Here is a 22,548-nt window from a genome sequence, read left to right as displayed (position 1 = left end):
AAACAGTCGACCCCCATCAACTGTGCCCCTGCCGGGCAGGGACCATCAGACGCAAAAATCCGTTTGGAAAAGCGGGAGCTTCCCCAACAAGTCTGCGCAAAAACAACCTAATGACGATCACCGGAATCGATTCGAGTGGCGATCAGAGAACTGAAAATAGACAGGCAATCTTCGCCTGATCAAGGGCGAGGCCCTTCAAAAATATGAAATAAAGACGTTGACGCGGAAAACCGGGGAAAATGGCGAAATGAACAGAATATCAAGTAATTTCAGATACTTAGCAAATATACACCTCTGTGCCCTTTTGCTCGAATCGTGAGGGAATCGCGGGAATCTGCGGATGTCCGTTACGGCTACGTGACGGAATCATGAAAAAACCCGCCCCAGAGCGGGACGGGTTTTTCGACTTTTACGTGACGATCGAGTGGAGCGGCTCAGGCGAGCGCGCTGACCCGCTTCGTGAGACGGCCGAACTTGCGAGCCGCAGTATTCTTGTGCAGCACGCCGCGTGCGACGCCACGGGCCAGTTCAGGCTGGACCGACTGAAGCGCCGTGGCCGCAGCCGACTTGTCGCCAGCGGCGAGAGCGGCTTCGACCTTCTTCACCAGGGTACGGATCCGGCTGATGCGGGCGCCGTTGATTTCGGCGCGGCGTGCGTTGCGGCGGATGCGCTTCTTGGCTTGCGGCGTATTGGCCATTTAAAGTCCTCGGTCTCGTCAAATCTCGTGAAAGGGTCAGCCGGAATCGCCAGCCGTCCCCCGTGAAGGTGCGCCCCTTACAGGGGATAAGCCCAAGCGTCAACGGGAAGGCGCGTGCTATTTCTGGCATTTCGGGCAGTAGAAGGTCGATCGCCCGCCGTCCACGCGACGCCGGATCACGCCGCCACAGGCGCAGCTTTCGCCTTCCCGGCCATAGACGCGCCACTGTTTGGAGAAATAGCCAAGCTCCCCATCGGGCCGGGCATAATCGCGCAGGGTCGAGCCTCCGGCCGCAATCGCGGCTGTCAGCACTTCCCGAATCGCGTCGGCCAGCAGCCCGAGCCGCGCCCGACTGATCCGCCCCGCCTCGCGCGTCGGAGAAATACCCGCCATGTTGAGCGCTTCGCAGACATAGATGTTACCCAGTCCCGCCACGATTCGCTGATCGAGCAGCGCCGCCTTGATCGATGTCGCCTTCCCTTTCAGCACCTGCGCCAGATAGTCAGCCGAAAAATCAGGCCCGAGTGGCTCTGGCCCCATGCGGGTAAAGGGTCCGTAGGCGTGGAAGCCATCGGTGCGCACGAGGTCGATCGAGCCGAAGCGCCGTGGATCGTTCAGGGAAAGCAGGTGGCCGTTTCCGGTCTCGATCAGAAGATGGTCATGCGTCCCGATCTCGGCAGGATCGATTCGCCAACGTCCCGACATGCCGAGATGGAAGATCAGCGTGTCGCCGCGATTGGTTTCAATGAGCCCATATTTGGCGCGGCGGGACAGCGATGTGACGGTCGCGCCAGTCAGCCGCTGCCGCAGATCGACAGGAATGGGGAAGCGGAGATCCGCGCGGCGTGCCTCGACACGGGTCAGAACCGCGCCCTCCAGAACCGACCGAAGGCCAGCGACAGTGGTTTCGACTTCGGGCAGTTCAGGCATTAAATCTCTCTTGGATAGCGATCGGATCGTCAGGCCGAATAATGCCGACAAGTCACTGAACATTTTCGCCGATCTGGGGTGTTTCCACCGGACATGCAAATGCTCTAGGAGGCTGACCCATGAACAACACTGCTTCTTTCGGCTATCGCGATGTGGATGCCTCTGAAAAACAGGGGATGGTGCGCGCGGTCTTTTCCAACGTCGCGTCCAAATATGACCTGATGAACGACGCCATGTCCGTCGGCGCGCACCGGCTGTGGAAGGACCAGTTTGTCGGGCGCGTGAAGCCGCGCAAGGATGAAGCGATCCTCGACATGGCGGGGGGCACTGGCGACATCGCCTTTCGCATGGCCAAGCATGGCGCGCACGTCACCGTGTCGGACATCAACCCGGAGATGCTGGCCGTGGGCGTCGAGCGGGCGAAGAAGAAGGGTCTCGAAGGGCTGATCTGGTCGGAGCAGAATGCGGAGGAACTGACGTTCAAGGACCGCAGCTTCGACGCTTATACGATCGCCTTTGGTATCCGCAATGTGACGCATATCGATAAGGCGCTGCGGGAAGCGCACCGCGTGCTGAAATTTGGCGGGCGCTTCTTCTGCCTGGAATTTTCGACGACGACATGGCCGGGCTTTTCCGATGTGTATGATGTCTATTCGCACCGGCTGGTGCCGAAGCTTGGCAAGCTGCTCGCCGATGATGAGGACAGCTATCGGTATCTGATCGAATCGATCCGGCGCTTTCCGCCGATGCCGGAATTCGAGCGGATGATCCGGGAGGCTGGTTTCGTGCAGACGAAGGTCGAGCCGATCCTGGGTGGGTTGGTGGCGATCCATTCGGGGTGGAAGATTTGATGGTGGCGCATTCAAAGCCCCTCCCCTTCAGGGGAGGGTTCGAAGTAGTCACGTGCCTGCTTCGAAGGGTGGGGTCTGTCCACCTGGCACAGCGCTTGGGGCGTTCCCCCACCCCCAACCCCTCCCCTGAAGGGGAGGGGATTAGGTAGATGCCCTCCCACATTACGCATATTTGGCGGCTGCTGAAATGGGGCCGGACGCTGGCGCGACATGGGGCGCTGCGGGGGATTGAGCGCGATCCGTTGACGCCTACGCCCGTAAAGCGGCTGGTGCGGTTGGCGCGGGTGGGGGCGCGAGTGCCCAAGCAACCGCGCTATGCCGATGCCTTTCAGGCGATCGGGCCTGCAGCGATCAAGCTGGGGCAGACGCTGGCAACACGCCCCGATCTGGTTGGGGATGAGGCGGCGAACGACCTTTTGCGGTTGCAGGACGCACTGCCGCCCGTGCCTTTCGCCACCATTCGCGCGCAGATCGAACAGAGTTTCGGACGTCCGCTGGAGAGCATCTATACCAGCTTCGATGAAGCACCGGTGGGTGCTGCGTCGATCGCGCAGGTGCATCGCGCCATTACCACGGACGGCCGCGATGTCGCGGTGAAAGTGATTCGGCCGGGCGTCACGGACCAGTTCAACCGCGACATCCAGACCTATGAATGGGCAGCCGCTCATGTGGAGATGCTGGGCGGTGAGGTCGCGCGATTGCGGCCGCGTCTCGTCATCGCCAACATGAAGCGCTGGACCGCGCGCGAACTGGACCTGCGCCGGGAAGCTGCGTCCGCATCCGAACTCGCCGAGGCGATGGAGGCGATGCCGGGCTATCGCGTGCCCATGATCGATTGGGATCGCACGACAGGCAAGGTCATGACGATGGAGTGGATCGACGGGATCAAGATTTCCGATCGCGACGCCCTGATCGCTGCCGGTCATGATGTGAAGGAGCTGGGCGCGCGGCTGGTCAACGCTTTCCTGCGGCAAGCGATCGCCGAGGGGTTCTTCCATGCCGACATGCATCAGGGGAACCTGTTCGTCACCGCCAATGGCGATATCGTGGCGATCGATTTCGGCATCATGGGGCGGATCGACCGGCGGGCGCGCATGTGGCTGGCGGAGATTCTCTACGGGCTGATCACCGGCAACTATAAGCGGGTCGCCGAAATCCATTTCGAGGCGCAATATGTGCCCGGCCACCATAATGTCGAGGAGTTCGCGACCGCCCTGCGCGCCGTGGGCGAACCGATGCGGGGCAAGCCGGTGCGCGAACTATCGGTCGGGGGCATGTTGGACGGGTTGTTCGCCATCACCCGCGACTTCGACATGCAGACCCAGCCCCATTTGCTGCTGCTCCAGAAGACCATGGTGATGGTGGAGGGTGTAGCGACCGCGCTCGATCCCGACATCAACCTGTGGGAGACGAGCGGCCCCTATGTGAAGGAATGGCTGCGCGCGGAACTGGGGCCGGAAGCCAAGGCGGCGGATGCGCTGATCGAGAATTGGCGGACGCTTCAGCGGCTGCCCGGCCTTGTACGCCGGATCGAGGAAGCCTTCCCCGAGAAGGGCGGTGCGCCGCCGCCGCCGCCGCTGACCGAGGTGAGGCTGATCCGCATCGGCGGAGGGTGGCGCTATGCGGCCGTGGCGGGGTTTGCCGCAGTGACTGGAGCGGTCGTTACGGCCCTGCTACACCTGCAATTATGACTCAGCGTCGCGTCCTCCTGATCGTTGCCGGCGGCATCGCTGCTTATAAGTCGCTGGAGCTGGTGCGGCTGTTGAAGAGGCGTGGCATCGCTGTGCGCGCGGTGCTGACCGACAGCGCCACCCATTTCGTGACGCCGCTGTCGCTTGGCGTACTGACCGAGGACCATGTCTATGGCGACATGTTCGACCTGAAAGAAGAGCGGGAGATCGGGCATATCCAGCTGAGCCGACAGGCTGATCTGGTCGTGGTCGCGCCCGCGACGGCGAACATTCTCGCCAAGATGGCGAATGGCATTGCCGATGATCTGGCGACGACGTTGCTGCTGGCGACGGACAAGCCGGTGCTGGCGGTGCCCGCGATGAACGTGCGCATGTGGCATCATGCCGCGACACAGCGGAACCTGGCGGGGTTGCATGCCGATGGCGTCCATCTGATGGAACCCGATAGCGGCGAGATGGCTTGTGGCGAGTTCGGCAAGGGGCGTTTGCCTGAACCCGAAGCGATCGTTGCGGAGATTGAGCGGCTACTTGAACATCCGGCTGTGAAAGACCCGCTTGCCGGTCAGCCGGATTTTGAGGGGGCTGAACTGCCGCTTAAGGGGCGGCATATCCTGGTTACCGCTGGACCGACGCATGAGCCGATCGACCCGGTGCGTTACATCGCCAATCGCTCTTCGGGCAAGCAGGGCTTTGCCATTGCGGCGGCGGCGGCGCGGGCGGGGGCGCGGGTGACGCTGGTCGCCGGGCCGGTACATCTGGCGACGCCTGCGGGCGTGGAGCGCCTCGATGTGGAAACCGCGCGGGAGATGCTGGCGGCGGTCGAGGGTGCGCTGCCAGCCGATGCGGCGATCATGGTGGCGGCGGTTGCCGACTGGCGCACGGCTGACGCTTGCGAACAGAAGCTGAAGAAGGATGGGTCAGGCAAGCCTGCGCCGCTCTCGCTGGTGGAGAATCCTGACATTCTGGGCACCTTGGGCAAACATGCGGGGCGTCCTGCCCTGCTCATTGGTTTTGCCGCCGAGACCGAGAAGGTTGCCGAACATGCCGAGGCCAAGCTGGCGCGCAAGGGTGCGGACTGGATCATCGCCAATGATGTGTCAGGTGACGTGATGGGCGGCGACAGCAACAGCGTGCATATCGTCACGGCGAACGGCATCGAAAGTTGGGAGCATTTGCCCAAGGACGCCGTCGCCACCCGAATCATGGAAAAGGTTGCTCATGCCCTCGCCGCTCTCTCCGATTGAAATCCGCCTGAAGCGCCTGCCCCATGGTGAGGGGCTGCCGGTGCCCGCCTATGCGACCGAACATGCGGCGGGCATGGACGTGGTGGCCGCCGAGGATGTGATCATCGTGCCGGGCGGGCGGCATGCCGTGGCGACGGGCTTTGCGATGGCGATTCCCGATGGCTATGAGGTGCAGGTGCGGCCACGGTCGGGGCTGGCGCTGAAGCATGGGATCAGCCTGCCCAATACGCCGGGCACGATCGATGCGGATTATCGCGGGGAACTGAAGGTCATCCTCATCAACCTGGGCGCTGAACCCTTCGTCATTTCACGCGGTGACCGCATCGCGCAGCTGGTGGCTGCGCCTGTGCAAGTGGCGCGCTTTGCCGAGGTCGAGGAACTGGACGAGACGGTCAGGGGTTCGGGTGGTTTCGGATCGACGGGAGTGAGTAGCTCATGACCCTTTCCGACGAGCAGCTGGAACGCTACGCGCGCCATATCGTCCTCAAGGAGATTGGCGGCGCGGGTCAGGCGCGGCTGCTGTCGGCCGATGTCGCCGTGATTGGCGCGGGCGGGATTGGCAGCCCGGCGATCCTCTATCTCGCGGCGGCGGGCGTCGGCACGATCCGGGTGATCGACGATGATCATGTCGCGCTTTCCAATTTGCAGCGGCAGGTGCTGTTCGGCACCGGCGACATCGGTGTCGCCAAGGCCGAGGGCGCGATGGCGGCGGTGGCGCGGCTTAATCCCGATGTGAAGCTGATCCCCATCAATGCGCGGATCGATGCGGATAATGCCGCGCTCATGCTGCGGGACGCGGATGTCGTTCTGGACGGGTGCGACAGCTTCGCGACGCGGCTGGCGGTGGCGGACTGCGCGCAGCGGCTGCGCATTCCACTCGTGTCGGCGGCGGTCGGGCCGTTCGAGGGGCAGCTCGCTACCTATCGCGGCTGGGAAGTCGATCAGCCCTGCTATCGCTGCCTCGTCGGCGACCCGCAGGACGCGCCGGAGCGGAACTGCGCCGAAACAGGGGTGATTGGCGCTCTTACCGGCATGATGGGAAGCCTGGCCGCGCTGGAAGTCATTCGCGCACTGGTGCCCTTCGGCGTCGATATGGCGGGCAAGCTGCTGCTTGCTGACCTGCTCTCCATGCGGTTCCGCACGGTGAGCGTCGCCAAGGACCCCGGCTGCAGGGCGTGCGCCACCGAACTATGCGCGAGCTGAGGATTATCGTCGCCACGGCTGACGCAGAGCGGCTGCGCGGCGCGCTGGTGCTGGCAAGCGCGCAGGCGGCGTTAGGCGGAACAGCGAGCATCTTCCTGCAACTGGATGCGGTGGCGCTGCTGCGGCAGACCGCTCAAGCGTCAGAAGATGCCGCGCATCTGGCGGCGGGCCTGCCTTCCCTCAGCCAATTGATCGCCGAGGCGCTGGCGCTGGATGTCCGCATCCTGGCCTGCCAGAGCGGCATGGCGCTGCATGATGTCGCCGCCAGTGAATTGCCGGAAGGCGTTTTCATCAGCGGCCCCATCGCCTTTCTTCAGCAGACCGGGGATCAAGCGCGGCTGCTCTTCGCCTGATCAGAAGGGCTTTCCCCAGAATTTCGCAACCTTGGGGTCGGCCGCGCAGGAGGAGCGCAGCGCCTGCCATGAACCGCGATCGAGGGCCGGGCGATAGGCAGAGCCCAGCTTGACCGCATCGACGAAACGGCGGCGGCGATCGGCGGAGAGCGGGTGCGAGGAGAGCCATGTCATGGCCCTTTCTCCGCTACCGGCCTCCTTGCCGCCGAGCTTTTCGAAGAAGGCCGCGGTGGCGGCGGGGGAAATGTTGGCGGCGCGCATCTGATCGATGGCGACGCCGTCGGCTGCCGCTTCCGCATCCCGCCCATAGCTGAGCGCAAGCACACCGTTGAGGTAGCTGCCTGCACCGCCCCCCGCTCCGCCCAGCACAGCGCTAAGGCCAAGTTGGCGGACAAGGCCGGTCAAGGTGTCGCGGTGACGAACATGGCCAAGTTCATGACCCAGTACGCCCACGACCTCGTCGGGCGAGGCCGCCTGCTGAATGAGGCCGTCGAACAGGATGATACGACCGCCGGGCAGCGTTACCGCATTGACGATCGGGATGTTGGCAAGCGTGATTTCGCGCGCTTCATGATGGGGGTCGATCCTCTCCGCCAACGTCCGCAACGCGGCATCCCCGGCGGGCGTGTGGCAGAAGCGGCCGCCGAAATCCCCGACCATGGTATCGCCCATCCGGTTTTCCCAGGATTGCGGAATCAGTGGGGCGATGGCGCCGGGCGCTTCGAGTGCGCCCCAGACAACCAGTCCCGCCACGAGCGTGAACGCCCCCGCCGCGCGCCAGAAGCCGAAGCGGTCGATCCAGCGGCCATAGCGTTCGCCCTGGGGCAGATGCGCTGACAGACCCGCTGGTGGCTCTCCTGAAAAACCCATGCGCCATCCGGGAATGGCGCTGTGCCCATAGGCAGAACGCCCACCTTCCGAGCCGATAACGGTCAGGTCGGACCAGATGGCTGGCGCACCGGCCCATCCGCTTTCCGGCTCCTCCAGCACGAAGCCGTCCCCGACCGGGCGGAGAAGCACGCTCCGCCGGGTCGCGGTGACGCCGTCATAATGCCAGAGCCGGAAATCGGCCAGGCCGGTCAGAAGGCACCTACGTCGAGCGCGTCGAGCAGGCCTTCGCCGTGGCGGCTGGTCTTCGTCTGCGACTGGGTAAGTTCGTCGGTATAGATTTCGCCGGTCGCATTCATGTGGGTGATGAAGAATTTCCAGTGGCGATATTGGAGGAAGATCGACCCGATGCCGAGGGTGCAGACGACCAGTGCGATGTCGCCGAAGAACAAGGCAAGCCAATCGTCCGTACTGGCCTCAAAGGAAAATTCCAGGCCCGCGAGGGTCAGATTGCCGATCGTTTCGCGCAGGAAGGCCGCATAATAAGCGAGCGCGATGAGGCCAAGCAAAGCATAGACGCCCACGAAGATGACGATGAACGACAGGATGCGCAGCAGCGGCGGGAAGCTGGATGTCACCCAAACGCCGCCAATGGCCCCTCCGAAAGTGCCCGCCATCGCGACGCCGAGCAGGACGAAAAGCAGCGGAGCAAGATAGAAGAGCAGGAACCTCTTCATGAGCGGCCTCGCGCGACCGACCGCAACGAATGGATGCGAGCCGAAGCTCATAGCGTTCATGCGCCGGTTCCAGAGCGAAACCATCGACCATGGGATAAGGAGGCCCAAGGGTATGTAGGACACTATGGTGCGCCACATATATTGCAGGCCGAAACCGAAGCCGCTGTCGTCGGCGCCACCTCTGATGCCGTGCCACCAGGTGCGGCTGAACCGATAACGCAGCGCGCGGAAGCGGGCGACGCCCGTTAAGTAGAAGATAGTGAAGGCCGCCGCCATGGTGAGCACGGCCGCGAGGCCTGCATGCCCCCGAAGGACCAGCGCCTGCGCGCCGAACTGAAGAAACATGAAGGGCACGCCCATGAGCAGCAGCACCATCAGGAATCCCAGCAACAACTCCTTGCCGGTGCCCGTCCATTCGAGCCGATCGTCGATGAAGCGCGTATTCGCCCAGAGATAGCGCCGCGTCCGCGTCGTCGCCCAGAAACGATAGATGCCCAGTGTGACGATCGTCAGCAGCAGGTTGGTAAAAGCGATGGGCGCATATTCGCGCCAGCTTCCTTCAAAGGCGAAGCTCTCGCCGTAAAAGCGTTCCTGGTCCATGATCCCCCCGTAGTCCCCGGCAGCAAAAGACTATGCACCGGGCGACTGGTCAAGGGGGATCATGTTGGCGGGCGGTTTCTGTCAGAAGGTGGCGTAGCGCTCGTTGCCAACAAAGCCCATATTCTTGACGCCCGCTCGGCGAATGTCGGCGAGCACTTCGTCCACCACGACATAGCGGGCGTCAGCGGCGGGCTGGAACTGCAACTCCGGTTCGACAGGCTTCGCAAGGGACGCGGCGAGATATTGACGCAGAGTGAGCCGATCGATTGCCGCCCCGTTCCAGCGCAGCACCCCCTCCCCATCGATCGTCAGCCTGTTCTTGACGGGATTTATCGGCGGCTGCGTCACCGTGTCAGGCGTTTGGGGAAGGTCGACGCCAACACTGTGCGTCTGGATCGGTATCGTGATGATGAACATGATCAGCAGCACCAGCATCACGTCGATCAATGGGGTGGTGTTCATCTCGCCCATCGGTTGTTCGGGCTGAGACGTGTTGGATTGCGCAAAGCTTGAAGCCATGAACCCCTCCTGTTGAATGATATATCAACACATTCAGCATGCCTGTATCAGCGTTCCTTGGCAAGGGTCCCTTCTATTGACAGACGGGGCCGCCCATTTATGGGGAAAGCGCGGCATTTTGCGCTGCCATCCAATCACAGAAAGACCTGTCCCTTGTCCGCCATGCTCAAGATCACCCTGCCCGACGGTTCCGTGCGTGAAGTCGCGCCCGGCACTACTCCGGCAGATATTGCAGCGGCAATCGGGCCGGGTCTGGCCAAGGCGGCAATCGCGGCGCGTGTGGATGGCGAGCTGCGCGATATCATGCGGCCTTTGGAAGGCGACGCGCAACTCGCGCTGGTGACGAGCAGGGATGAGGCCGACGCGCTGGAACTGGCACGGCACGACTTTGCGCATCTGCTGGCAGAAGCTGTGCAGGCGTTGTTTCCGGGAACGCAGATTACCTTTGGCCCGGCGACCGACGATGGCTTCTACTATGATTTCGCGCCGAAGGATCGCCCCTTCACCGAGGAGGACCTGCCAGCGATCGAAGCGAAGATGCGGGAGCTGATCGCCGCCAACAAGCCTCTGCGCCGTGAGGTGTGGACGCGCGAGGACCTGATCGCGCGCTGGAAGGCGGAAGGCGAGACGTTCAAGGCGGAATGGGCGGCAGAGCTTCCCGAGGGCGAGGAACTGACGGTTTACTGGTCTGGTAGCGAGTGGCTCGACATGTGCCGGGGGCCGCATCTGGCATCGACGGGAAAGCTCGATCCGGCAGCGTTCAAGCTGACGCGGGTATCGGGCGCTTATTGGCGTGGCGATCAGAAGAATGCGATGCTGTCCCGCATTTACGGCACCGGCTGGCTCAACAAGAAGCAGTTGGCCGAGCATCTGACGCGGCTGGAGGAAGCGGGCAAGCGCGACCACCGCAAGCTGGGCGCGGAGATGGACCTGTTCCACCTTCAACAGGAAGCGCATGGCTCGGTCTTCTGGCACCCCAAGGGCTATCTGATCTGGCGTGAACTGGAAGCCTATATGCGCCGCGCCATTGACGATGCGGGCTATCGCGAGGTCAAGACGCCGCAGGTGATGGACGCGCGCCAGTGGGAGCAGTCGGGCCATTGGGGCAAATATCGCGAGAATATGTTCGTGATTCCCGACGAGGTGCCGAACGTCGCTGACGAAGGGCCGCTGGTGTCGGATGATGCCGACTGGATGGCGTTGAAGCCGATGAACTGCCCGGCGCATGTCCTGATCTTCCGTCAGGGGATCAAAAGCTATCGCGACTTGCCGCTGCGCTTCTATGAGAATGGCTGCTGTCACCGGAACGAGCCGCATGGGGCGCTGCACGGGTTGATGCGGGTGCGCCAGTTCACGCAGGATGACGCGCATATCTTCTGCCGCGAGGACCAGATCGTCGCCGAAGTGCAGGCTTTCTGCGAACTGGCGGATCGGATCTACAAGGATTTCGGCTTCACTTACTCGATCAAGCTGGCGTTGCGCCCGGAGAAGCGCTTCGGCACCGAGGAGATGTGGGACAAGGCCGAGGAGGAACTGCGCAACGCTGTCGCCGCTGCGGGGTTGAACACGCCCGAATATGGCTGGGAGGAGCTGCCGGGCGAAGGCGCCTTCTATGCGCCGAAGCTGGAATGGCATCTGACCGATGCGATCGGGCGGACCTGGCAGGTGGGCACGATCCAGTCCGACCGCGTGCTGCCGGAGCGACTCGACGCGTCCTATGTCGGTGAAGATGGCGAACGGCATCGGCCGGTGATGCTCCATCGGGCGATTTTCGGCTCCTATGAGCGCTTCATCGGCATCCTGATCGAACATTATGCGGGCAAATTCCCGCTCTGGCTGGCGCCGGTGCAGGCGGTCGTCGCAACCATCGTTTCGGACGCGGATGACTATGCGAACGCGGTGGTGGAGAAGCTCCGCGCCGCCGGAATCCGGGCCGAAGTCGATGTTCGGAACGAGAAGATCAACTATAAGGTGCGCGAACATAGCCTTGCCAAAGTGCCGAATTTGCTGGTTGTCGGCCGTCGCGAGGCCGACGAGGGCACGGTGGCGCTGCGTGAGTTGGGTAAGGAAGGGCAAAGCGTCCTTGCCGTCGATGATGTCATCCAGCGTCTTGCAAAAGAGGCGCTCGCCCCCGATATGCGGTGAGGCAGCGATGCCACATGGGGCCGGTGAATCCGTAACTGCGGACTTGCCGCCCCTTTCGGCTTTGCGCTAAAGGCCGCCAGAGCCGTTTTGGAACAACCATAGGAGAAGCCGCTATACGTCCCCCAATGATGCGCCGCCCGATGGCGCCGCCGCCTAAGTCCGGTCCCCGTTACAATGAGTTCATCACCGTGCCCAAGGTGCGCGTGATCGACGACGAAGGCGAAAATCTGGGCGTGATGTTTACGCAGGAGGCCATGGAACGCGCGTACGAGATCGGGCTGGACCTGGTCGAAGTGTCGCCGACGGCCGATCCGCCGGTCTGCAAGTTCCTGGACATCGGCAAGTTCAAATACGAAGCCCAGAAAAAGGCGAATATCGCCCGCAAGACCCAGAAGACGCAGGAACTCAAAGAGATCAAGATGCGTCCGAACATCGACGATCATGACTATGATACGAAGATGAAGAAGGTCCATGATTTCATCGGCGACGGGGACAAGGTGAAGATCACCCTGCGCTTCCGTGGCCGCGAGTTGAGCCACCAGCAGCTCGGCATGCAGTTGCTCCAGCGCGTGGCTGAGAATGTCGGCGAAATCGCGAAGGTCGAAGCCTATCCGCGCATGGAAGGCCGCCAGATGCTGATGGTGCTGGCGCCGAAATAAGGCTTGCCGGTTTTGGTAGATGCATTTCGGGCGGGGTCTGGGGTCAGACTCCGCCCGATGTGTTTTGGGCAGAGCTTTACGAACCGCTGACTTTAGCCCATTATGTCGGCGTTCGCGCGACTGGCGAGAAGAGGTGGATGACCACCGGGGAACGCGAACTTGATACGCCGCTCGCCTGGGCACCCCTTCCTACGCGGAGCAGTGTCATTGCCCAAGATAACAGAGAGAGCGACCCCAGCGGCATTTTCAACTGGCAGCGGATAGATGATCGGCTGACGACTTCCGGTCAACCGAGCGAGGAGCAATTGACTGCTCTGGCAAACCTCGCTGTCACGCACATCGTGAATCTTGGCCTGCATAGCCATGAGAAGGCGCTGCCTGACGAAGAAATGAGCGTCCGTGCGCTGGGCATGAACTACATCCATATTCCCGTCCCATTCGACAACCCTGCCGAGAATGACTTCGAGCGGTTTAAAAACGTGATGGAAGCTTTCTCCACCAAGACGATCCATATCCACTGCATCGCCAATCTGCGGGTTTCAGCCTTTTTCTACCGATATCGGCGAGACATGCTGGGTTGGGAGGAGGCGAAAGCGCGCGACGAAATGGAGCGGATCTGGCGGCCCGGCGGCGTATGGGCAGAGTTCATCGGCGACGCCGCGAGCGCTGGATTGCCTCACAGCTATGCCGGGCGGGATTATTGAGTGCCCCCGGCAACAACTCAGTTCGGGACGATCAGATATTTCTCCCCGGTGCGCCGGGCGTTGTAAGTAAGCACGGCTTCGCGGCTAAGCGCTTCGGACAGAGAGATATGGCCCTTATAGTGGCTGGCGAAGGTCGTCGTGATATTGTCCATCACGCGCCGCTTCATCCGTTCGATGGTTTCCGGTCCCGCCTTTTGCAGGAAGGGGAAGAGCAGCCAGCCCCCAACGGACCAGCCGAAACCGAAGCTACGCGTCAGGATGGTGGGGGACAGGTCGAGGGCGCCGTAAATATAGGCTTGCTTGGGACTGTCGGAGCCATAGCGGCTGTAGGGCGCGTCCTTGCTCGCGACCTGTTCCATGGCATGCAGTATCTGGCTGACGAGATCGCCGCCGCCGATCGCGTCGAAGGCAATGGTCGCGCCGGTGGCTGCGATGGCGGCTTCAAGCTGAGCGGGGAAGTCCTCTGCCGAACTGTTGAGCACATGGTCCGCGCCGATCCCTTCGAGGATGGCCACCTGCGCATCGTTGCGCACGATGTTCACCAGCGGAACGCCGTCTTCCTGAGCGATGCGCACAAGCATCTGGCCCAGGTTGGAGGCAGCGGCGGTGTGGACGATGGCCTTGTGCCCTTCCCGCTTCATGGTTTCTACAAAGCCAAGGGCCGTCATGGGGTTCACGAAGGCGGAAGCGCCCTGCTCCGCCGTCACGTCATCGGGCAAGACCATGCAGGCGCGGGCGTTCACGACGCGATATTGCGCGAACATGCCGCCGCTGATCAGGGCGACGCGCTTGCCGAGCAGGGCCTGCGCTTCTGGCGATTCGCCAGCGTCGATGACGGTGCCGGCGCCTTCATTGCCGATCGCCATGGGCTGACCCACCCGGCCCGCCAGCGCGCGACGGGCTGCGTCGGGCATGGGGGCGACGATGCGGCCTTCGCTGTAATCAGCATTTTCAAGGTCGGCGGAGGCGAAAAGGAGCGCAAGGTCTGACGGGTTGATGGGTGCCGCTTCTACGCGGACCAGCACCTCGTCCGCCCGAGGCGGCGGCAGCGTCTCCTCCGCCAGTTCCACGGTCAGCCGACCATCCGCATCCAAGGTCGATAGAAGCTTCAATCCTTGGGTCGGGGTCATGGCTATGTCCTTTTCAGGCTGAGGGGCGGGCGCTGTAGAGGTTGGGGTACATCGCCTTGAACGCGGCGAGCTTGGGCACGTCCCAACGCCTGATATAGGGATGGCGCGGGTTGCGGATCATGAAATCCTGATGATAGGCGTCAGCGGCCTGGAAGCCAGTGAAGCGCTCGACCTTGGTAACGATCGGGTCGCGCCATAGGCCTGCCTTGTCCAATTGCGTCAGATAGGCGCGGGCGGCCTTGTCCTGCCCCGGAGTAAGGGGGAAGAGCGCGCTGCGATAATGGGTGCCGCGATCGGGGCCTTGATAATTGAGCGTGGTGGGGTCGGCGATCACTGAAAAGAAGACCCGCAGCAAGGTAGCGTAGCTGACCTGCCGGGGATCGTAGATTACGCGGACGGCTTCGGCGAAACCGGTGCCGCCCTGGCTGACGCGCTCATAATCGACCTTGAGTTTGGCAGGGCCGCCAGCGAAACCGGAGGTGACGAGACGCACGCCCTTGATGTGGGAAAAGACGCCCTCGACTCCCCAGAAGCAGCCGCCCGCGAAGACTGCGGTCTCGAGCTTTCGGGTTGCTGGAGCATCTATCGCGGGTGCTGGTGCGAGGACGGGACGCTCGGCGCGCAGGGGAGAGGCGACGGCGGCGGCCGCAGAGAGGGCGATGAGGAAGGCGTTAAAGGGCCGCATTTGCATTCGCCTGGGGGGCGCTGTCGGACGCGGCCATGGCCGGGGTCGTCAGGGCCGGAGGATCGGCGAGATGGAGGGCGAAGACGCCAGCGGACCCGATCGCAAACCCGCCGAGAAAGCGCAGGAACAGGTCGGATCTCAGGAATGCCAGCACGGCCTTCTTCCTTTCTATCATTTCCCGGAAGGACGGGGTTAGCAGTGAGCGGCTTAGCCCCCGGTTAACAGGGACCCCTATTAAGTTTCGAGTTGAAACGCGATATAGGCGGCCTTGTTCTGGCTGCAAGACGGTGTGCCGGACGGGAGTCCGTTTTTTTTGCAGAGGATGAGGGGAACGGCGATGTTGCGCGCTTTTCCCCTCCACCAGCTTCGCTGGTCCCCCTCCCCATCTTTCGATGGGGAGGATATTCAGGTCACTTCAGGGCGGCGCAGGCTTCCTGGATGCGCTTGCACGCCTTGGCCAGCACCTCTTCCGAAGTTGCATAGCTGATGCGGAAGGCGGGCGAGAGGCCGAAGGCCGCGCCGTGGACGGCAGCGACGCGGGCTTCGTCGAGGAAATAGCCGATCAGCTTTTCATCGGTGTCGATCAGCTGGCCCTTGGGCGTGGTCTTACCCATCAGGCCGCTGGCGTCGGGATAGACGTAGAAGGCGCCTTCGGGCGTCGGGCAGTCGAGGCCCGGCGCGTCGTTCAGCATCGAGACGACCATATCGCGGCGCTTCTTGAAGGCGGCGTTGCGCTCTTCAAGGAAGTCCTGCTCGCCGGTCAGCGCGGCGACGGCGGCCGCCTGGCTGATCGAGCAGGGGTTGGAGGTCGACTGCGACTGGAGCTTGCCCATCGCCTTGATGATCCATTCGGGGCCACCGGCGAAACCGATGCGCCAGCCGGTCATCGAGAAAGCCTTGGAGCAGCCGTTCACCGTCAGGGTGCGATCGTAAAGGTCGGGGCACACCTGCGCGATGGTCGCGAAGGGGGTCGGCGCGTACCAGACATGCTCATACATGTCGTCGGTCATGATGAGGACGTGGGGGTGACGGCGCAGAACCTCGCCCAAATCCTTCAGCTCGCTCGCCGAATAGGCGGCGCCCGAGGGGTTGGAAGGCGAGTTCAGGATCAGCCACTTGGTACGCGGCGTGATCGCGGCGTCAAGCTGGGCGGCGGTGATCTTGTAGCCCTGGCTCGCGGGACCTTCGACGAAGACGGGGGTGCCGCCCGCGAAGTTCACGATGTCGGGATAGCTGACCCAATAGGGTGCCGGGATGATGACTTCATCGCCCACATCGACGGTCGCGACCAGCGCGTTGAACAGGGTGTGCTTGCCGCCCGAGTTCACGCTGATCTGGCTGCGCTTGTAGGTCAGGCCATTGTCGCGGTTGAACTTGAAAGCGACCGCGTCCTTGAGGTCGGCGGTGCCGTCCACATCGGTGTAGCGGGTCAGGTTCTTGCGGATCGCGGCAATGCCCGCTTCCTTGACGAAGTCGGGGGTGTCGAAATCGGGTTCGCCCGCCGAGAGGCCAATGACATCGACGCCTTCGGCTTTGAGGGCATTCACACGCGCGCTCATCGCCAGGGTGGCGGAGGGCTGGATGCGACCGAGGGCAGCGGAAGTCTGGCTCATCGTGACACTCTTTCTGATGGATAGTGAGTCCGCGCGGGCGGACGCGAGGCTCCTTAATGCGCTATCGCGCAGGGGGCAACCGCCAGTTGGGGTGGGGTGGCTTGCATTGCGCAACAGTCGTCATTCCAGCGGAAGCTGGAATCTTGGGAGGCTTGGCGCGAGCTGGCCTGAGATCCCAGCGTTGGCTTCGCCGCCCTTCGGGTCGCTGGGATGACGGGATGTGGGGCATTTCCCCTCCACCACTCGCTTTGCGAGCGGTCCCCCTCCCCATCTGCGATGGGGAGGATTATTTGACGAGGGACGCAGCGACCATGCCCCGGGCGGCGTTGCCGATGAAGAAGCCGTGCGCGAGATCGCGGGGTTTGAGGTCGGCTTCGACCGCTTCGCCCATTTCGATGAGGCTGCGGCGCAAGACGCCGGGCAGGATGCCGCGCGACAGGGGGGGCGTTACCAGCTTGTCGCCGCGTTCGACGAAGATGGAGGAGAAGCAGCCTTCGGTGAGGAAGCCTTCCTCATCGGTCATCAGCACTTCGTAAGTGCCGCCGCGTTTCAGTGCGTCTCGATAGATGGCCCGGTCGGTCGTCTTGTGCGCGAGGCGGAGGTCATCGGCGGAGCTTTGACGGGGCACGATCGCCACCTGCATGATCGCCTGCGGCCAGGTGCGATGTTCGCGCACTTCGATGGCGATCGAGCCGCGCCGCGAGACGAGAAGGCGCAGGCGGCTGCGTTCACGCAGGCGGAAGGTCGCGGCTTGCAGTTCGTTGCGGACTTCATGGCGGTCGAAGCTGAAGTCGAGTGCCGCAGCGCTCGCCTTCAACCGTTCGAGATGCAGTTCGAGCAGCCTGATACCGTCGACCGGATCGAAAGCCATGGTTTCGAGCAGGTCGAACCGTCCGTCAGCCAATGACATCGAAACTATTCAAGCCCCCTACTGTCCTGCGGTCGTTAGGAAGCGCCCCTTGGCCAGGCATTCCGCCCACTCGGATGCCGCATCCGAGTCCGCGACAATGGCCGAACCCAATCCCAGGCGCCCCTCCCTGCTGCCTTCTTCAACCCAAATCGTGCGAATGGCAACATTGAAGGCGGCGTCTCCGTTCGGATCGATCCAGCCCATGGTGCCGGTATAGATATCGCGCGGATGTACCTCCACCGCTTCGATAATTTCCATCGCCCGCACCTTTGGCGCGCCGGTGATCGATCCGCAGGGGAAGAGAACGCGCAAAATATCGACAGGCGACAGGCCCGGCAGCAGCCGCGCGCGGATGGTCGATACCATCTGGTGCACCGTCGGATAGGTTTCGACATGGAAGAGGTCGGGGACGATCACCGTTCCCGCGCGCGACACGCGTGACAGGTCGTTACGCAGCAGGTCGACGATCATCAGATTTTCGGCGCGCTGCTTGATGTCCTCCTCCAGTTCGCGCGCCAGTGCCGCGTCGCGCATCGGGTCGGTGGAGCGGAGGGCGGTGCCCTTCATCGGACGGGCGGTCAGTTGCCCGCGCACATTGGTGAAGAAGAGTTCGGGCGAGAAGGAGAGGATATTGTGCGCGCCGGTGCGGATGATGCCGCCATAGCCCGCGCGCTGGCGGGGACGGATCGCGGCATAAAGCGCCATGAGGTCGCCATCGAAGCGCGCGGCGCAAGGGAAAGTCAGATTGACCTGATAGATGTCGCCTGCCCGGATATATTCCTGCACCTGAGTGAAAGCAGCGCGATAGGCCTGCTCGTCCAGCAGCGGTTGCGGCGCTTCTATGCTGGCGGTGGCGGGATCGGGCAGCAGGTCCGGGATCAGCGCGGGGTCGATCAGCCGATGCCCTTCGAACAGGCCGAACCATAGCAGCGGCATGGCGGGCGCACGATCACCATGGCGCAGAGCGATCGGCTGGAGGCGATCCTCCAGCATCAGCCCCGCCTCATAGCTCATGTAACCGGCGGCATGGAGGCCCATCTCGCCCGCTTCGGCGATGCGGTCGAGGGCGGGCTGCACATCCTCCAAACAATCGGCGCAGATGATCTCCACCGGGTCGCGATAGAGGCGCGCAGGCGCGGGATTGCGCTCTCGCGCATCGTCGAACAGGACAAAGGCTTCGGAAGAACCCGGCAGTCGCATGGGGGCCGTCTTAACAGCCTTTTGGCCGGGCGAAAGGGAGGCAGGCGTTTAAACCTTTGTTGCACGACCCGCCGCGTGGCCATAGGGACGGCGCATGAGCAATCATCCTTCCGCAGATGCCGTGGCGCGTCCGCTTCGCCCGGCCTTGACTTCAGGACTGCGCGGCCGGTGCCCCGCCTGTGGTGAGGGCGCGATGTTCGCAGGCTTCCTGAAGCCCAGTCCGGCCTGCGATGCGTGCGGCCAGCCATGGGACGTGTCGCGGGCGGACGATTTCCCCGCCTATATCGTGATCCTGCTGCTGGGGCACATATTGGTGCCCTTGATGATCGAGGTGAACCATGCGTTTGCCATTCCACTAGGGATGCAGGCAGCGCTTTGGCCCGGACTAGCCGTGGTGCTGGCGGCGGTTATGATCCAGCCGGTGAAGGGTGCGGTGATCGCCTTTCAGTGGGCGCGGCGGATGGATGGGTTTGCGGGCTGATCTAGCTCCACGCGTTCATCACTCCCCCTTACCTTCTCTTCAAGAAAGGAAAGCCGTTGGCTTCGCCGACCTTCGGCTCGACAAGCTCAGGGCGAACGGAGGTGAGGGTCGTGGTTTCGCCCGAACGAGGGTGAGGGACGGTGGTCCGGGGAGACGGCGCGGGCCAGGCTCACGAGATCCCAGCTTTCGCTGGGGTGACGATTTAAACTGAGGGTGACGCTAGCGGTTCAGGTCGGCTGGCGGAGGAAGTTGCTCTCCATGGCTTCGCGCAGGCTGGCGTCGATGATGCGGCGACCTTCCGCGCCGTGTGTGACGACGGTGGTGTCGCAGGTGGCGACGCAGACGCCCTTCTGGAAGGCGGCGGAGCTGACGGTCCAGCTCGTGCGGCCGATATGCCCGATGCCGCAATGCACTTCAAACGGATAGGGGAAGTGCGATTCCTCGACGAAGTTGAGCGAAACGGCGGCGACGAGCCAGCGCACGCCCTGTTCCTGCGGATGGCGGCCGAGATGATGGTGGAAGCGGATGCGAGCGGTTTCGAAGATGCCCGAGATGGCCACATTGTTGATGTGACCCATCGTGTCGATATCCTGGAAGCGCGTATCGATGCTGGTGATGAAGCTGTAGGCTTCCGGGCTCAGCCGCCAGGATTCGGGTTTTGCCATGTCGTGCTTTCCGATGGTTATCCCTGAAGCTCTTACCCTTCGCGGGCGGGGATTCAATCACTCACGGAAAATTGGCGCAACTGCGACCTTTTTGACACAGCGGCGTTTTGGTCGCTGTGCAAAAGCGCAGGCATCGCGCGGGAGATGGACTTTTGCCCCCGATTTCTGCCAAAGCGCAAACATGACCGGCAAGCCACAGAATGTCCGCATTGAAGATGGCGTCTTTCTGGGCTTCGTCCTGTTGGTCTCGGTGGCCTTTGCGCTGGTGATCGAGCCGTTTTTCGCGGCCATATTGTGGGGCGTGATCGCCGCCATATTGTTTGGCCCCATCAACCAGAACCTGCTGCGGCAGATGCCGGGCCGCCCCAATAGCGCGGCGGGGCTGACGCTCTTGCTGATCGTGGCCGTCGTCATCCTGCCTGCGATCGTCCTGGCCATCGCGCTGGTGCAGGAGGCAACGCTTTTCTACGGCAAGCTGCAATCGGGCGAAATCAATATCGCTCGGATGTTTGCCCAGTTCCAGGCGAACTTGCCGGACTGGGCATCGGCCTTGCTCCGCCGCGTTGGCATCACCAATTTCGCGACAGTCCGCGAGATGCTGGGCCAGGGCATTGCCAACAGCTTCCGGTCGGTCGCAGCACAGCTATTCCAGATCGGACAGAGCGCGTTCAGCTTCTTCGTCGCGCTCAGTGTGACGCTCTACCTTACTTTCTTCCTGCTGCGGGATGGACCGGCGCTGGCGGCGCGGCTGGACCGCGCGGCGCCGCTGCGTTCCACCCACCGCCGGGCACTGATGCAGCAGTTCGTTGTTGTCACCCGCGCCACGATCAAGGGCAGCGTGGTCGTAGCCATCGTCCAGGGCATGATCGGCGGCACCGTTTTCTGGGCGCTGGGGATCACCGGAGCGCTGCTCTGGGGTGTGCTGATGGGATGCTTTTCGCTGATCCCGGCAGTGGGCACGGGCCTCGTCTGGGTGCCGGTGGCGATTTACCTGCTGGCGACGGGCGCGGTGGTCAAGGGGATCATCCTGATCGTCTGCGGCCTGTTCGTCATCGGGCTGGTCGACAATCTGCTGCGGCCCATACTGGTCGGGCGGGACACGCGGATTCCCGATTATGTGGTGCTGATCACGACGCTGGGCGGCATCGACATGTTCGGCTTCAACGGCATCGTCATAGGGCCGGTGATCGCCGCGCTGTTCATCGCGACGTGGAACATCGTCACGCGGATGCGGACGGGCAACGGGCTGGAAGGGCCGTTGACGCAGGAAGAGACGCCGTCCTCTGAGGCAGATCGCTGAGAGCTGGCTAACCGCGCTAGGAGGAGACGTTGTCGGCGATGTCCTCGGCAAGGCGATCGAGTTCGGCGGGCTGCTTCTTCTTGCTGATGAGGGCATAGGCCAGTTCACCCTCCTGCCAATAAGCAACGGTCTTGCCATCGCGGGTGAGCACGGCCGGTTTGGCAGGCGCCACCCGATCGTCGCGGACGGCGAACAGGGATACCGGGCGGCTGACATCGTTGGTGATGGTCATCTGAAGGCTAGGGCCGCTGTCGGAAGGGAAAAGCTGGACGTCGGTGATGCGCCAACCCTGCGGCAGGACGGGAAGCGCGATGCGGGCGAAGGAGCCGACTTCGCCGACATTGAACACCGTGGGCGGCGAACGGCGCAGCGCGTTCCGCATTTCCGCGATTTTGTGCGACTGTAAGGCTTCCTTGATGAAATATTCCTCCGCCTGTCCACGATCGACCGACACGCCCTTGCCCATGGCGAACCAGCCGCCTGCCAACACCAGCAGGGCCGCAGCGACGCGCGCGAGGCGGGATGTTGATCGGGCGGGCGAGAGCGAGACGGGGGCGGCATGAGAAGGCCGCCGACGAAAAGGCGTGACGTTAACACAAGCCGCGACGGGGACTGCGGTGTCAGTCCGGCGGTGGAAAACCGCGTCGAAATGATCGCCTGCCCCGTCAGGATCGACGCGGGTGAAGCCATGGCGCTCTAGCAGGGTGAAGACTTCGCCTGCATCAGCACCATAGCGGTGAAGGTTCCGGTGATCGATTTCGACGACCGCTGCCCGCGTTTGCGGGAGGGCGAGGATCGGCGCCAGCCCCTGAAGGACAGCATGTTCAAATCCCTCCACATCGATCTTCACCGTGATGGATCGCTCGCCGATCAGCTTGAGGAGGCCGGGAAAGTCGCCGATCGACAATGTCATGACCCGTTCCCCATCCTCCACAGGCTCGCTGGCGATGGAGAAGCGCCCGGAATGCCCTGTCGCGCGATTGTCGAGCAGGTCGGGACGGGTCAGGGCCGCAAGGGCCATGTTGAAGGGCAGGACATTGCCGAAGGCGTTCAGGCTGATGTTCCTGACGAGCTTTGCAAAGGTGGAAAAGCAAGGTTCGAAGGCGACCACCAGACCGTCCGGCCCCACACGCTCCGCCGCAAGCAGGGTGAAGATGCCGCAATTGGCGCCGACATCGATGAAGCAGTCGCCGGGATTGAGGCATTCCACCTCATCGGAGACTCGCGCGCCATATTCCCCGGTCAGCCCAAGCACATGAGTCCGGTCACGCACGTCGAAGGCGAGGCGGACATTGCCATAGCTTGACCGAATCGGCGTGCCATCCAGCACCCCGGCGAAAGGCGACAACAGCCGCCACTTCCCGCGGAAGCGAGGCAATCGGTGGACATAGAGGTTCAACAG

Annotated in this window: 24 protein-coding genes and 1 riboswitch; of the genes, 11 read left to right on the top strand and 13 right to left on the bottom strand. The window is 62.9% G+C overall.

The window, feature by feature from the left end:
• Positions 1–434: 434 nt before the first annotated feature.
• Positions 435–698 (bottom strand): 30S ribosomal protein S20, encoded by a 264-nt coding sequence (rpsT, locus tag ACZ5TB_RS13100; RefSeq protein ID WP_196225209.1) that lies wholly within the window; start codon positions 696–698, stop codon positions 435–437.
• Positions 699–815: 117 nt separating this feature from the next.
• On the bottom strand, positions 816–1,628 hold the full coding sequence (gene mutM / locus ACZ5TB_RS13095) for a bifunctional DNA-formamidopyrimidine glycosylase/DNA-(apurinic or apyrimidinic site) lyase (RefSeq protein ID WP_464791542.1): 813 nt from the start codon (positions 1,626–1,628) through the stop codon (positions 816–818).
• 119 nt (positions 1,629–1,747) lie between these two features.
• On the opposite strand from mutM, the gene ACZ5TB_RS13090 reads away from it, so the two are divergent.
• From ACZ5TB_RS13090 to ACZ5TB_RS13065, 6 genes are all read left to right on the top strand, one after another.
• Complete coding sequence (locus tag ACZ5TB_RS13090; RefSeq protein ID WP_464791541.1) at positions 1,748–2,479, top strand: class I SAM-dependent methyltransferase; 732 nt, start codon at positions 1,748–1,750, stop codon at positions 2,477–2,479.
• Positions 2,480–2,628: 149 nt separating this feature from the next.
• Positions 2,629–4,170, top strand: coding sequence for a 2-polyprenylphenol 6-hydroxylase (gene ubiB, locus ACZ5TB_RS13085; protein WP_464791540.1), 1,542 nt, complete (start codon positions 2,629–2,631; stop codon positions 4,168–4,170).
• Complete coding sequence (coaBC, locus tag ACZ5TB_RS13080; protein WP_464791539.1) at positions 4,167–5,414, top strand: bifunctional phosphopantothenoylcysteine decarboxylase/phosphopantothenate--cysteine ligase CoaBC; 1,248 nt, start codon at positions 4,167–4,169, stop codon at positions 5,412–5,414. The genes ubiB and coaBC overlap by 4 nt, the downstream gene beginning before the upstream one ends.
• A complete protein-coding gene (gene dut / locus ACZ5TB_RS13075) occupies positions 5,389–5,853 on the top strand; it encodes a dUTP diphosphatase (RefSeq protein WP_464791538.1) in 465 nt (154 codons plus the stop codon). Before coaBC ends, dut begins: the two co-directional genes overlap by 26 nt.
• On the top strand, positions 5,850–6,617 hold the full coding sequence (locus ACZ5TB_RS13070; protein ID WP_464791537.1) for a HesA/MoeB/ThiF family protein: 768 nt from the start codon (positions 5,850–5,852) through the stop codon (positions 6,615–6,617). The genes dut and ACZ5TB_RS13070 overlap by 4 nt, the downstream gene beginning before the upstream one ends.
• Positions 6,605–6,970 carry a DsrE family protein gene (locus ACZ5TB_RS13065; RefSeq protein WP_464791536.1) on the top strand — a complete coding sequence of 122 codons (366 nt, stop codon included), beginning with the start codon at positions 6,605–6,607 and terminating at the stop codon, positions 6,968–6,970. Before ACZ5TB_RS13070 ends, ACZ5TB_RS13065 begins: the two co-directional genes overlap by 13 nt.
• On the opposite strand, the gene ACZ5TB_RS13060 is transcribed toward ACZ5TB_RS13065, so the two are convergent.
• The 3 genes from ACZ5TB_RS13060 to ACZ5TB_RS13050 form a co-directional block, all read right to left on the bottom strand.
• Positions 6,971–7,990 (bottom strand): M48 family metallopeptidase, encoded by a 1,020-nt coding sequence (locus ACZ5TB_RS13060; protein WP_464791535.1) that lies wholly within the window; start codon positions 7,988–7,990, stop codon positions 6,971–6,973.
• A gap of 59 nt (positions 7,991–8,049) precedes the next feature.
• Positions 8,050–9,135, bottom strand: a complete 1,086-nt coding sequence (locus tag ACZ5TB_RS13055; RefSeq protein WP_464778824.1) for a YjgN family protein — start codon at positions 9,133–9,135, stop codon at positions 8,050–8,052.
• Between the two features lie 81 nt (positions 9,136–9,216).
• Complete coding sequence (locus tag ACZ5TB_RS13050; protein ID WP_464791534.1) at positions 9,217–9,654, bottom strand: ExbD/TolR family protein; 438 nt, start codon at positions 9,652–9,654, stop codon at positions 9,217–9,219.
• Between the two features lie 162 nt (positions 9,655–9,816).
• Between ACZ5TB_RS13050 and thrS the strand changes: the two genes are divergently transcribed.
• The 3 genes from thrS to ACZ5TB_RS13035 all read left to right on the top strand — a co-directional run bounded on the left by thrS (position 9,817) and on the right by ACZ5TB_RS13035 (position 13,162).
• Positions 9,817–11,799, top strand: a complete 1,983-nt coding sequence (thrS, locus tag ACZ5TB_RS13045; protein ID WP_464792564.1) for a threonine--tRNA ligase — start codon at positions 9,817–9,819, stop codon at positions 11,797–11,799.
• Positions 11,800–11,924: 125 nt separating this feature from the next.
• Complete coding sequence (gene infC / locus ACZ5TB_RS13040) at positions 11,925–12,458, top strand: translation initiation factor IF-3 (RefSeq protein WP_037464624.1); 534 nt, start codon at positions 11,925–11,927, stop codon at positions 12,456–12,458.
• 106 nt (positions 12,459–12,564) lie between these two features.
• Positions 12,565–12,646: riboswitch (ZMP/ZTP riboswitch) on the top strand.
• A 117-nt stretch (positions 12,647–12,763) separates the two neighbouring features.
• Positions 12,764–13,162, top strand: a complete 399-nt coding sequence (locus ACZ5TB_RS13035) for a protein tyrosine phosphatase family protein (RefSeq protein ID WP_464791533.1) — start codon at positions 12,764–12,766, stop codon at positions 13,160–13,162.
• A 17-nt stretch (positions 13,163–13,179) separates the two neighbouring features.
• Here ACZ5TB_RS13035 and ACZ5TB_RS13030 read toward each other — a convergent pair whose 3' ends face one another.
• The 6 genes from ACZ5TB_RS13030 to pabB all read right to left on the bottom strand — a co-directional run bounded on the left by ACZ5TB_RS13030 (position 13,180) and on the right by pabB (position 18,700).
• Positions 13,180–14,292: a zinc-binding dehydrogenase gene (locus tag ACZ5TB_RS13030; protein WP_464791532.1), complete on the bottom strand. Its 1,113-nt coding sequence runs from the start codon at positions 14,290–14,292 to the stop codon at positions 13,180–13,182.
• A gap of 13 nt (positions 14,293–14,305) precedes the next feature.
• On the bottom strand, positions 14,306–14,977 hold the full coding sequence (msrA, locus tag ACZ5TB_RS13025; protein WP_464791531.1) for a peptide-methionine (S)-S-oxide reductase MsrA: 672 nt from the start codon (positions 14,975–14,977) through the stop codon (positions 14,306–14,308).
• Positions 14,964–15,131, bottom strand: a complete 168-nt coding sequence (locus ACZ5TB_RS13020; RefSeq protein ID WP_464791530.1) for a hypothetical protein — start codon at positions 15,129–15,131, stop codon at positions 14,964–14,966. Before ACZ5TB_RS13020 ends, msrA begins: the two co-directional genes overlap by 14 nt.
• A gap of 256 nt (positions 15,132–15,387) precedes the next feature.
• Positions 15,388–16,590 carry a pyridoxal phosphate-dependent aminotransferase gene (locus tag ACZ5TB_RS13015; protein WP_464791529.1) on the bottom strand — a complete coding sequence of 401 codons (1,203 nt, stop codon included), beginning with the start codon at positions 16,588–16,590 and terminating at the stop codon, positions 15,388–15,390.
• A gap of 286 nt (positions 16,591–16,876) precedes the next feature.
• A complete protein-coding gene (locus ACZ5TB_RS13010; protein ID WP_464791528.1) occupies positions 16,877–17,500 on the bottom strand; it encodes an aminotransferase class IV in 624 nt (207 codons plus the stop codon).
• Positions 17,501–17,518: 18 nt separating this feature from the next.
• Positions 17,519–18,700, bottom strand: coding sequence for an aminodeoxychorismate synthase component I (gene pabB / locus ACZ5TB_RS13005; RefSeq protein ID WP_464791527.1), 1,182 nt, complete (start codon positions 18,698–18,700; stop codon positions 17,519–17,521).
• Between the two features lie 94 nt (positions 18,701–18,794).
• Here pabB and ACZ5TB_RS13000 point away from each other — a divergent pair, with 94 nt between their 5' ends.
• Positions 18,795–19,181 (top strand): DUF983 domain-containing protein, encoded by a 387-nt coding sequence (locus tag ACZ5TB_RS13000; RefSeq protein ID WP_464791526.1) that lies wholly within the window; start codon positions 18,795–18,797, stop codon positions 19,179–19,181.
• A 227-nt stretch (positions 19,182–19,408) separates the two neighbouring features.
• Here the strand turns inward: ACZ5TB_RS13000 and ACZ5TB_RS12995 are convergent, their stop codons facing one another.
• Entirely contained in the window at positions 19,409–19,846 is a 438-nt protein-coding gene (locus tag ACZ5TB_RS12995; RefSeq protein WP_464778814.1) for an acyl-CoA thioesterase, read from the bottom strand.
• A 181-nt stretch (positions 19,847–20,027) separates the two neighbouring features.
• Between ACZ5TB_RS12995 and ACZ5TB_RS12990 the strand changes: the two genes are divergently transcribed.
• Positions 20,028–21,146 (top strand): AI-2E family transporter, encoded by a 1,119-nt coding sequence (locus ACZ5TB_RS12990; protein WP_464791525.1) that lies wholly within the window; start codon positions 20,028–20,030, stop codon positions 21,144–21,146.
• A gap of 16 nt (positions 21,147–21,162) precedes the next feature.
• On the opposite strand, the gene ACZ5TB_RS12985 is transcribed toward ACZ5TB_RS12990, so the two are convergent.
• A complete protein-coding gene (locus ACZ5TB_RS12985; RefSeq protein WP_464791524.1) occupies positions 21,163–22,494 on the bottom strand; it encodes an FkbM family methyltransferase in 1,332 nt (443 codons plus the stop codon).
• Positions 22,495–22,548 lie beyond the last annotated feature (54 nt).

It is taken from the genome of Sphingobium sp. TomTYG74 (genome assembly GCF_055393875.1).
Note: the sequence above shows the minus strand (reverse complement) of the source record. Positions and strands in the feature narration are given on the sequence as shown.

What these genes read in the sequence shown, in the direction of transcription:
- rpsT (WP_196225209.1), bottom strand. Translation starts at nt 698, where the DNA reads ATGGCCAATACGCCGCAAGCCAAGAAGCGCATCCGCCGCAACGCACGC.
- mutM (WP_464791542.1), bottom strand. Translation starts at nt 1,628, where the DNA reads ATGCCTGAACTGCCCGAAGTCGAAACCACTGTCGCTGGCCTTCGGTCG.
- ACZ5TB_RS13090 (WP_464791541.1), top strand. Translation starts at nt 1,748, where the DNA reads ATGAACAACACTGCTTCTTTCGGCTATCGCGATGTGGATGCCTCTGAA.
- ubiB (WP_464791540.1), top strand. Translation starts at nt 2,629, where the DNA reads ATGCCCTCCCACATTACGCATATTTGGCGGCTGCTGAAATGGGGCCGG.
- coaBC (WP_464791539.1), top strand. Translation starts at nt 4,167, where the DNA reads ATGACTCAGCGTCGCGTCCTCCTGATCGTTGCCGGCGGCATCGCTGCT.
- dut (WP_464791538.1), top strand. Translation starts at nt 5,389, where the DNA reads ATGCCCTCGCCGCTCTCTCCGATTGAAATCCGCCTGAAGCGCCTGCCC.
- ACZ5TB_RS13070 (WP_464791537.1), top strand. Translation starts at nt 5,850, where the DNA reads ATGACCCTTTCCGACGAGCAGCTGGAACGCTACGCGCGCCATATCGTC.
- ACZ5TB_RS13065 (WP_464791536.1), top strand. Translation starts at nt 6,605, where the DNA reads ATGCGCGAGCTGAGGATTATCGTCGCCACGGCTGACGCAGAGCGGCTG.
- ACZ5TB_RS13055 (WP_464778824.1), bottom strand. Translation starts at nt 9,135, where the DNA reads ATGGACCAGGAACGCTTTTACGGCGAGAGCTTCGCCTTTGAAGGAAGC.
- ACZ5TB_RS13050 (WP_464791534.1), bottom strand. Translation starts at nt 9,654, where the DNA reads ATGGCTTCAAGCTTTGCGCAATCCAACACGTCTCAGCCCGAACAACCG.
- thrS (WP_464792564.1), top strand. Translation starts at nt 9,817, where the DNA reads ATGCTCAAGATCACCCTGCCCGACGGTTCCGTGCGTGAAGTCGCGCCC.
- infC (WP_037464624.1), top strand. Translation starts at nt 11,925, where the DNA reads ATGATGCGCCGCCCGATGGCGCCGCCGCCTAAGTCCGGTCCCCGTTAC.
- ACZ5TB_RS13030 (WP_464791532.1), bottom strand. Translation starts at nt 14,292, where the DNA reads ATGACCCCGACCCAAGGATTGAAGCTTCTATCGACCTTGGATGCGGAT.
- msrA (WP_464791531.1), bottom strand. Translation starts at nt 14,977, where the DNA reads ATGCGGCCCTTTAACGCCTTCCTCATCGCCCTCTCTGCGGCCGCCGCC.
- ACZ5TB_RS13015 (WP_464791529.1), bottom strand. Translation starts at nt 16,590, where the DNA reads ATGAGCCAGACTTCCGCTGCCCTCGGTCGCATCCAGCCCTCCGCCACC.
- ACZ5TB_RS13010 (WP_464791528.1), bottom strand. Translation starts at nt 17,500, where the DNA reads ATGTCATTGGCTGACGGACGGTTCGACCTGCTCGAAACCATGGCTTTC.
- pabB (WP_464791527.1), bottom strand. Translation starts at nt 18,700, where the DNA reads ATGCGACTGCCGGGTTCTTCCGAAGCCTTTGTCCTGTTCGACGATGCG.
- ACZ5TB_RS13000 (WP_464791526.1), top strand. Translation starts at nt 18,795, where the DNA reads ATGAGCAATCATCCTTCCGCAGATGCCGTGGCGCGTCCGCTTCGCCCG.
- ACZ5TB_RS12995 (WP_464778814.1), bottom strand. Translation starts at nt 19,846, where the DNA reads ATGGCAAAACCCGAATCCTGGCGGCTGAGCCCGGAAGCCTACAGCTTC.
- ACZ5TB_RS12990 (WP_464791525.1), top strand. Translation starts at nt 20,028, where the DNA reads ATGACCGGCAAGCCACAGAATGTCCGCATTGAAGATGGCGTCTTTCTG.